Origin of the sequence: Simplicispira sp., assembly GCF_028687295.1 — a bacterium.
Classification (GTDB): domain Bacteria; phylum Pseudomonadota; class Gammaproteobacteria; order Burkholderiales; family Burkholderiaceae_C; genus Simplicispira; species Simplicispira metamorpha.
Map to the genome: position 1 here is coordinate 1 of NZ_JAQUAL010000133.1, position 9,229 is coordinate 9,229.

The 9,229-nt window shown below is 65.9% G+C and carries 8 protein-coding genes; 6 read left to right on the top strand and 2 right to left on the bottom strand.

Going from position 1 to position 9,229, the window contains the following annotated elements:
- Both PHX69_RS12975 and PHX69_RS12980 read right to left on the bottom strand, forming a co-directional pair.
- Positions 1-401 (bottom strand): alanine--tRNA ligase-related protein (locus PHX69_RS12975; RefSeq protein WP_288044201.1); only part of this gene is annotated, 401 nt, incomplete at its 3' end.
- Between the two features lie 89 nt (positions 402-490).
- Positions 491-1,882: an aminotransferase-like domain-containing protein gene (locus PHX69_RS12980; protein ID WP_288044202.1), complete on the bottom strand. Its 1,392-nt coding sequence runs from the start codon at positions 1,880-1,882 to the stop codon at positions 491-493.
- A gap of 167 nt (positions 1,883-2,049) precedes the next feature.
- Between PHX69_RS12980 and gabT the strand changes: the two genes are divergently transcribed.
- From gabT to PHX69_RS13010, 6 genes are all read left to right on the top strand, one after another.
- Positions 2,050-3,348 (top strand): 4-aminobutyrate--2-oxoglutarate transaminase, encoded by a 1,299-nt coding sequence (gabT, locus tag PHX69_RS12985; RefSeq protein WP_119013468.1) that lies wholly within the window; start codon positions 2,050-2,052, stop codon positions 3,346-3,348.
- Between the two features lie 261 nt (positions 3,349-3,609).
- Positions 3,610-4,686, top strand: a complete 1,077-nt coding sequence (locus PHX69_RS12990; RefSeq protein ID WP_119013467.1) for an ABC transporter ATP-binding protein — start codon at positions 3,610-3,612, stop codon at positions 4,684-4,686.
- A 39-nt stretch (positions 4,687-4,725) separates the two neighbouring features.
- On the top strand, positions 4,726-5,787 hold the full coding sequence (locus PHX69_RS12995) for an ABC transporter substrate-binding protein (protein WP_288044204.1): 1,062 nt from the start codon (positions 4,726-4,728) through the stop codon (positions 5,785-5,787).
- 68 nt (positions 5,788-5,855) lie between these two features.
- On the top strand, positions 5,856-7,115 hold the full coding sequence (locus PHX69_RS13000; RefSeq protein ID WP_288044206.1) for an ABC transporter permease: 1,260 nt from the start codon (positions 5,856-5,858) through the stop codon (positions 7,113-7,115).
- A gap of 16 nt (positions 7,116-7,131) precedes the next feature.
- The gene (locus PHX69_RS13005) at positions 7,132-7,947 is read left to right on the top strand and encodes an ABC transporter permease (RefSeq protein WP_119013464.1); all 816 of its coding nucleotides are present in this window, start codon (positions 7,132-7,134) and stop codon (positions 7,945-7,947) included.
- A gap of 194 nt (positions 7,948-8,141) precedes the next feature.
- Positions 8,142-9,229: NAD-dependent succinate-semialdehyde dehydrogenase (locus PHX69_RS13010; RefSeq protein WP_288044208.1), on the top strand; the 1,088-nt coding region annotated here is incomplete at its 3' end.

Genomic DNA, 9,229 nt, shown 5'->3' on the forward strand with positions numbered 1-9,229 from the left:
TGGTACACGGTGGCCAGCAGGCGGTCGGCGGGCAGCTGGTACACCTCGGTCAGCAGCTCCCAGGCCCATTTCAGCGACTCGCGCTTGAAGTAGTCGCCAACGCTCCAGTTGCCCAGCATTTCAAAGAAGGTGTGGTGGCGCGCGGTGTAGCCCACGTTTTCCAGGTCGTTGTGCTTGCCGCCTGCGCGCAGGCAAGCCTGCACCGACACGGCGCGCTGGTAGGGGCGCTTGTCGGTGCCCAGGAACACGTCCTTGAACTGCACCATGCCCGAGTTGGTGAACATCAGCGTGGGGTCGTTGCCCGGCACCAGCGGGCTGGACGCCACCACGGTGTGGCCCTTGGCGGCAAAAAAGTCCAGAAAGGTCTTGCGGATGTCGGCAACGGTAAAGCTGGGGGTCATGGTTTTTTCTTCACAAGGGGGGTGTGCAATGGCGTGCCCGTGCGGCAAAAACGGCGCGATGCGGGCGAATCGGCAATTTTAGGGGGCTTTCACGCGCTGGTTTGCTGCTGCAAAAAAGTGAAAACGCTGTCGTCCTGGCAATGCGCCACGTTGAAGCGCAGCCACGGACTGGGCTCCAGATTGACGGCAAACAGGTGCCCGGGGCCCAGCAAAACATCCTGCTCTGCGGCCTTGTAGGCCAGCTCGCTGGCGTTCTGGATGGCCGGGTGGCGCGCCCACAGAAACATGCCCGCCTTGGGCTCGCAAAACAGCACAAACCCCAGGCCCAGCAGGCGTGCGGCCACCTGCTGCTGTGCCAGGGCCAGGCGCTCGCGCAGGTTTTTGGTGTGCTTGCGCCAGCGCCCATCGAGCAAGGCGCCATAGGCCAGGCGCTCGGTGAACTCGGACGAGGTCAGGCCCGCAATCATCTTCAGGCGGGCCACGTCTTCGACCAGATCAGCGCTGGCGGCCAGGTAGCCCACCCGGATGTTGGGCGAGATGGTTTTGGAAAAGCTGCTGATATAGACCACGCGGCGCAACTGGTCGAGGCTGGCCAGCGAGGCGCGCGGCTCGGGGTCGATGTCGGCGTAGATATCGTTTTCCACCACCGTGAAGTCGTACTTCTCGGCCAGTTGCAGCACCCGGTGCAGGTGGCTGGCCTGCGCCGTAGAGGCCGTGGGGCTTTGCAGGCGCGGCTGGGTGAAGAACACCTTGGGCCGGTGCTGCGCAATGCGCTCTTCCAGCACCTCCAGGTCGTAGCCCGTGGGCGTGCGCGGCGCGCCAATCAGGCGAGCGCCCAGAAACCGCAGCGACGAGAGCAAATTGGCATAGCCGGGCTCGTCCACCAGCACGGCGTCACCGGCGCGCACCAGGCGGCGCGCCACCAAGTCCATGGCCTGGGTGGAGCCGTGCGTGAGCAGCACCTGCTCTGCCGTCACCACCACTTCGTGTTCGGCCAGCAGATCGCGCACCAGCTGGCGCAGGGGCAGGTAGCCCTTGGGCTCGCCGTAGCCGCTCAGGTCAGCGTCTTCGGCGGCCAGCGCACGCAGGGCGCGGCGCACGCCGTCGGCAAACAGCCAGTCGCCGGGCAGCCAGCCGCAGCCGGGCTTGAGGCGCAGCGCGCGGTTCTCAAAGATGCGGCGCATGTACCACATCGAGTCAAAGCTGTACTGCCCCGAGGCCTCGGCAGGCGCCAGCGCCTCATCAGCGCGGCGGCGCACAAAAAAGCCCGAGTGCGGGCGCGACACAAAATAGCCCTGCGCCACCAGCCGGTCGTAGGCGTCCACCACGGTGTACACGCTGACCCCGTGGGCATGGGCAAACTGCCGGATGGAAGGCACCTTGGCGCCTGCGCGCAAAGAGCCGTCCTCCACCATCAGGCGAAAGCCGTCCACCACCTGCAATACCAGGGGCGTCGTTGATTGGGGATTGAGTGAAAACATAGGATGCAGACATGGCACCCCGCGCGGCCCAAGGGTTTGTATGTACAGGGCGCCTGCACAACACAGTGCTTAGCTGACCGGGGGGTATCTGTATATGTTAGCCCGCCCGTATGCCTTCTAGAGTCAGGGCCAGTCTCACCCACTTGCCCATGCCCTGAAGGAGCCCCATGCAACGCGAACCCCACCTGAACAACGCCGCCCTGTTTGCCCGCCGCGAAGCCGCCATTCCGCGCGGCGTGGGCCACAGCCACCAAATCTTCATCGACCGGGGCGAGAACGCCGAAATCTGGGACGTAGAAGGCCAGCGCTACATCGACTTTGCTGGCGGCATTGCCGTGCTCAACACCGGCCACCGCCACCCCGCCGTGGTCGAGGCCGTGAAGGCGCAGCTCGACCGCTTCACGCACACTTGCTTTCAGGTGCTGGCCTACGAGTCGTATGTGGAACTGGCCGAGCGCCTCAACGCCATGGCGCCCGGCGACTTTGCCAAGAAAACGCTGTTCCTGACCACCGGCGCCGAGGCCGTGGAAAACGCTGTGAAGATTGCCCGCAGCGCCACGGGCCGCTCGGGCGTGATCGCCTTTGGCGGCGGCTACCATGGCCGCACGCTGCTGACCATGGGCCTGACGGGCAAGGTCGTGCCCTACAAGGCCGGGTTTGGCCCCTTCCCCAGCGAAGTGTTCCACGCCCTGTTCCCCAACGCCCTGCGCGGCGTGAGTGTGGATGACGCCATGGACTCCATCGAGGCCATCTTCAAGAACGAGATCGAGCCCAGCCGCGTGGCCGCCATCATCATCGAGCCGGTACAGGGCGAAGGCGGCTTCAACATCGCCCCGCCTGAGCTGCTGCAACGCCTGCGCGCCCTGTGCGACCAGCACGGCATTTTGCTGATTGCCGACGAAGTGCAAACCGGCGCGGGCCGCACCGGCACCTGGTTTGCCGTGGAGCAAAGCGGTGTGGCGCCCGACCTGATCACCATGGCCAAATCGCTGGCCGGGGGCTTTCCGCTGGCCGCCGTGACGGGCCGCGCCGACGTGATGGACGCCCCCACCGCAGGCGGCCTGGGCGGCACCTACGCGGGCAGCCCGCTGGCCTGCGCCGCCGCGCTGGCCGTGATCGATGTGTTTGAAAAAGAAAACCTGCTCCAGCGCAGCCGCGACGTGGGCCAGCGCCTGACCAACGGCCTGCGGGCCATCGCCGCCAAGCACCACAGCATTGGCGACGTGCGCGGCATGGGCGCCATGGTGGCGTGCGAGCTGTTCAAAAACGGCAACCCGCAAGAGCCCGACGCCGCCCTGACCAAGCGCATCGCCACCGAAGCGGCCGCGCGCAAGCTCATCTTGCTGACCTGCGGCACCTACGGCAACGTGATCCGCATCCTGGTGCCGCTGACGGCCAGCGACGCGCTGCTGGACGAGGGCCTGGCCATCATCGCCGAGTGCTTCGACGCCGCCCTGGCCAGCTGAGCGCGCGCAGTGGCCGGGGGGAATGGGCGCACCCAAAAATAGAGTCAAAAGTGGTTTTAACGCCCGTTGGATATGCGCTAGCAGCTATCATAAAAATAGCAAAAATCCACTTCCCCCCGGCGCTGCGCACCACCAAGGGTTTCTGTGTAGAGGCCCGGCGTGCGGCACAGTGCGCGCCGCACAGCCCCCTTGTGTACCTGTTTGCCACCCCCTGAAGCCCCTACAGTTGATCGCATGGCTTCGATTACCGGACACCCTGTCATGACCGCAAACGACGCCCTCGTCACGTTCCGAGGGGTACAAAAAACCTATGACGGCACCAGCCTGGTGGTGCGCGACCTGAACCTGGACATCCAGCGCGGCGAGTTTTTGTCGCTGCTGGGGCCATCGGGCTCGGGCAAGACCACCACGCTGATGATGCTGGCGGGGTTTGAGTCGCCCACCGCGGGCGAGATCAGCCTCGGCGGCGTGCCCATCACCCGCACACCGCCGCACAAGCGCAACTTTGGCATGGTGTTCCAGAACTACGCGCTGTTTCCGCACATGACGGTGGCCGACAACATCGCCTACCCCCTCACGGTGCGCAAACTGGGCCAGAGCGAGCGCGAGGCCAAGGTCAAGCGCGCGCTGGACATGGTGCAAATGGGCGCCATGGGTGCGCGCTTTCCGGCGCAGCTCTCGGGCGGGCAGCAGCAGCGCGTGGCGCTGGCGCGCGCCCTGGTGTTCGACCCGCAGCTGGTGCTGATGGACGAGCCCCTGGGCGCCCTGGACAAGCAACTGCGCGAGCACATGCAGATCGAACTCAAGGCCCTGCACCGGCGCCTGGGCGTGACTTTTGTGTACGTCACCCACGACCAGGCCGAGGCGCTGACCATGAGCGATCGCGTGGCCGTGTTCAGCGACGGGCGCATCCAGCAGATCGACCGCGTGGACTGCCTCTACGAAACCCCCGTCAACCGCTTCGTGGCCAGCTTTGTCGGCGACAACGCCGTGCTGGACGCCACCGTCCACACCACCACCGGCGAGCACTGCGAAGTGCGCATGCCCAACGGCGCCCTGCTGCGGGGCGTGAACGTCAACCGCGCCAACGTGGGCGACCGCGTGCAGTGCAGCGTGCGCCCCGAGCGCATCGAGCTGGCCGAAGCAGGCAGCGCCAACACCCTGCCCGGCCAGGTGATGGACGTGATTTATTTTGGCGACCACCTGCGCCTGCGCTGCCAGATGGGCGCCGAGGCCGAGGTCATGGTCAAACTGGCACTGAACCACCCCGCCGTACCCACGCCCGGGCACACCGTCCACCTGCATGCGCCGCCCCAGCACATGCGCGTGTACCTCTGAATCTTCCCCCCCAAAAAAACCATGAAGGAGACAAGCACCATGCAAAAGAACACCAAGCCCCCCATCCGCCACCTGCTCCAGCCCCTGCTGCTGGCCGCCGCCAGCGCACTGGCCTTGCCCGCGCTGGCCCAGCACAACCTCACCGTGGTGAACTTTGGCGGCGCCAACGGCGCTGCGCAAAAGAAAGCCTATTTCGAGGCCTACGAAAAGGCCACCGGCGGCAAGATCACCCAGGTGGAATACAACGGCGAGCAGGCCCGCATCAAGGCCATGGTGGAAGCCAAGAAAGTGACCTGGGACGTGATCGAAGTCGAAGGCCCGGACATCAGCCGGGGCTGCGACGAGGGCCTGTTCGAGCGCATGGACTGGGCCAAGCTGGGCAACAAAGCCGACTTCGTTCCCGCCGCCGTGCATGAATGCGGCGTGGGCACTTTTGTGTGGTCCACCGTGCTGGCCTACAACGGCGACAAGCTCAAAAATGCGCCCACCGGCTGGGCCGACTTCTGGGACGTGAAGAAATACCCCGGCAAGCGCGGCCTGCGCAAAGGCGCGCGCTACAACCTTGAATTTGCGCTGATCGCCGATGGCGTCAAAACCACCGACGTGTACAAGGTGCTGGCCACCAAAGAGGGCGCCGACCGCGCCTTCAAGAAACTGACCGAACTCAAGCCCCACATCCAGTGGTGGGAAGCGGGCGCCCTGCCACCGCAGTTCCTGGTGGCGGGCGATGTGGCCATGACCAGCGCCTTCAGCGGCCGCATCGACGCCGCCCAGCGCGAGGGCCAGAACCTGCAAATCGCCTGGGCAGGCGGCATCTACGATCTGGACTACTGGGTCATGCCCAAGGGCGTGGCCAACAAAGAGGCGGCCATGAAGTTCATCGCCCTGGCCAGCAGCCCCGACGCCCAGGCCGAGTACGCACGCACCATCTCCTACGGCCCCACCAACACCAAGGCCATGGCCAAGATCGATGCCAAGACGCAGGCCCTGCTGCCCACGTCGCCCGCCAACAGCAAGGATGCACTGCGCTTTGACGTGGCCTTCTGGGCCGATCAGGGCGAAGCGCTGGAGAAACGCTTCACCGCCTGGGCCGCGCAATAAGCGCTGGCGCCGCTGCACTGGCACCGTTTTCGGGATATTTCCGCGCACCCTCTGATGAAAGCACCCGCATGAGCACAGCCGCAATGGCCGCCGCGCCCAGCGCGCACGCAGGCCCTGAACTGGCGCAGCAACTGCGCCGTGCCGAGCGACGCAAGCGCCTGCGCGCCCTGGCACTGACCCTTCCCCTGCTGGCATTTTTGCTGGTGGTGTTTTTGCTGCCCCTGGGCAGCCTGCTGGTGCGCGCGGTAGAAAACCCCGAAGTCGCTGACACCCTGGCGCACACCGGCCAGGCCCTGTCGGGCTGGGACCGCCAGGGCGCCCCGCCCGATGCCGCCTACCAGGGCCTGGTGCAAGACCTCTCGGCCCTGCAAGAGACGGCCCAGGTGGGCGCGCTGGCACGGCGCCTGAACAGCGAAATCAGCGGCGCGCGCTCCCTGGTCATGGGCACCTACCGGGCCTTGCCCGTGCCAGCGGGCCTGGACGCCGCCCAGACGCGCGACTGGCTGCTGGCGCACGACGCGCGCTGGGGAGAGCTGCCCTACTGGCAGGCCATCGCCAAAAACGCCTCGCGCTGGACGCCCGACTACCTGCTGGCCGCCGTGGACTTGCAACGCACCCCGCAAGGCGCCATCGAGCAGGTGGGCGCCGAGGCTGCCGCCTTCCGCGACATCCTGGGGCGCACCTTCCAGATGAGCGCCACCGTCACGCTGCTGGCCATTCTGATCGGCTACCCGCTGGCCTACTGGCTCAGCACACTTTCCGAGCGGCGCGCCAACCTGATGATGATTCTGGTGCTGGTGCCGTTCTGGACATCGGTGCTGGTGCGCATTGCTGCGTGGATCGTGCTGTTGCAAAACAACGGCCTGGTCAACCGGCTGCTGATGTTCCTGAACCTCACCGATGCGCCCGTGCCGCTGCTGTTCAACCGGCTGGGCGTGGTCATTGCCATGGTGCACATCCTGCTGCCGTTTCTCATCCTGCCGCTGTACAGCGTGATGAAGTCGATTCCGCCCAACTACCTGCGCGCGGCTGTCTCGCTGGGCAGCCCGCCGCTGGCCGCGTTCTTTCGCGTCTATGTGCCGCAAACCTACCCCGGCGTGGCCGCAGGCGGCCTGCTGGTGTTCATCACCGCCATTGGCTACTACGTCACGCCCGCACTGCTGGGCGGCCCCAGCGACCAGATGCTGAGCTACTACGTGGCGCAGTACACCAACGTCGAGGTCAACTGGGGCATGGCCGCCGCACTGGGCTCGGTGCTGCTGGTGACCACGCTGGCGCTGTATGGCGTGTACCGCAAGTTCGGCAAGGCCGAGCTGAGCCTGGGCTAACCGGAGAACCCCCGCCATGAAAACCCCCTACTTCCCCGCGCACTACCGCCTGGGCGACAAACTGGGCTGGCTGCTGCTGCGCGCCTTCAGCATCGGTGTGCTGCTGTTCTTGCTGCTGCCCATCTTTGTCATCGTGCCGCTGTCGTTCTCCAGCGGCTCGTTTCTGGCCTACCCGCTACCGGGCTGGTCATTGCAGTGGTACCGCGAGCTGCTGGCTTCGCCCGAATGGGCCCGCGCCGCGCGCAACAGCTTCATCGTCGCGCCCCTGGCCACCGTGCTGGCCACCACGCTGGGCACGCTGGCGGCCATGGGGCTGGCGCGCACCCGCTTCATGGGCCGGGGCCTGGTCAGCGCCTTGCTGATTGCGCCCATGGTGGTGCCCATCGTGGTCGTGGCCGTCAGCACCTACCTGTTTTTTGCGCGCATCGGCCTGTCGGAAACCTACCTGGGCCTGGTGCTGGTACACGCTGCGCTGGGCGCGCCGTTTGTGGTGACCACCGTGCTGGCCACGCTGCAAGGCTTCAACCACAACCTGGTCAAGGCCAGCCTGAGCCTGGGCGCCAGCCCGCTGCACACCTTCTTCAAGGTGACGCTGCCGGTGATTGCGCCGGGCGTGATTTCCGGGGCGCTGTTTGCGTTTGCCGCCTCGTTCGACGAGGTGGTGGTCACGCTGTTCCTGGCCGGGCCCGACCAGGTCACGCTGCCGCGCCAGATGTTCACCGGCATCCGCGAAAACATCTCGCCCGTCATCGCCGCCGTGGCCACGCTGCTGACGCTGTTCACCACGGCGCTGATGATGACGCTGGAATGGCTGCGCGGGCGGCGCAAGTGAGCGCCTGCGCTGTTTTTCACGCCAAATCAGCCTCCAGCCCTTTCGCAGTAAGCGCTACCAGCTACGCTTTCAATAGCAAAAATTACCCTGAACCACCCTACACGCCTGTCGCCAGAGCGAGCGCACCCGGGGCGGGTTTGGGGTAAGTTCCTGTTTTCTTCCACTGTGTTTTCTTCGCACCCGTCGGAGCCTTCATGCCTACCAGCCACACCGCCAGCCCCCTCGCCCAGCTTGCCGACCCCAGCCTGCTCAAAACCGATGCCCTCATCAACGGCCAGTGGGTGCCGGGCAGCAGCCGCTTTGCTGTCCACGACCCGGCCACGGGCGCGCACCTGGCCGACGTGGCCAACCTGGGCGCGCAAGAAGCAGAGCAAGCCATTGCCGCCGCCAACGCCGCCTGGCCCGCCTGGCGCGCCAAAACCGCCAAAGAGCGCAGCACCCTCCTGCGCAAGTGGTACGACCTGCTCATGCAGCACCAGGACGACCTGGCCCGCATCATGACCGCCGAGCAGGGCAAGCCGCTGGCCGAGGCCAAAGGCGAAGTGGCCTACGGCGCCAGCTTTGTCGAGTGGTTTGCCGAAGAGGCCAAGCGCGTCAACGGCGAGACGCTGCCCCAGTTCGACAACAACCGGCGCCTGCTGGTGCTCAAACAGCCCATTGGCGTGTGCGCAGCCATCACGCCCTGGAACTTCCCGCTGGCCATGATCACGCGCAAAGTGGCACCCGCGCTGGCCGCAGGCTGCCCGGTGGTCATCAAACCGGCGGAACTCACACCGCTCACCGCCCTGGCCGCCATGGAGCTGGCCCAGCGCGCGGGCATTCCGGCGGGCGTGCTGAACATGCTCTGCGCCGATGCCACCAACTCCATTGCCATCGGCAAGGTGCTGTGCGAAAGCAGCGTAGTGCGCCACATCAGCTTCACCGGCAGCACCGAGGTGGGCCGCATTCTGATGGCGCAGTCCGCCCCCACCGTGAAGAAAATGTCGCTGGAGCTGGGCGGCAACGCGCCCTTCATCGTGTTTGACGATGCCGACATCGACAGCGCCGTCGAAGGTGCCTTTGCCAGCAAGTACCGCAACGCCGGCCAGACCTGCGTGTGTACCAACCGCTTTTACGTGCAGGAAGGCGTGTACGACGAATTCGTGGCCAAGTTTGCCGCCCGGGTGCAAACCGCCAAGGTCGGCAACGGCTTTGAGGACGGCGTGAACCAAGGCCCGCTGATCGAAGAAGCCGCGCTGCAAAAGGTGCAGCGCCACGTTGATGACGCCATCGCCAAAGGCGG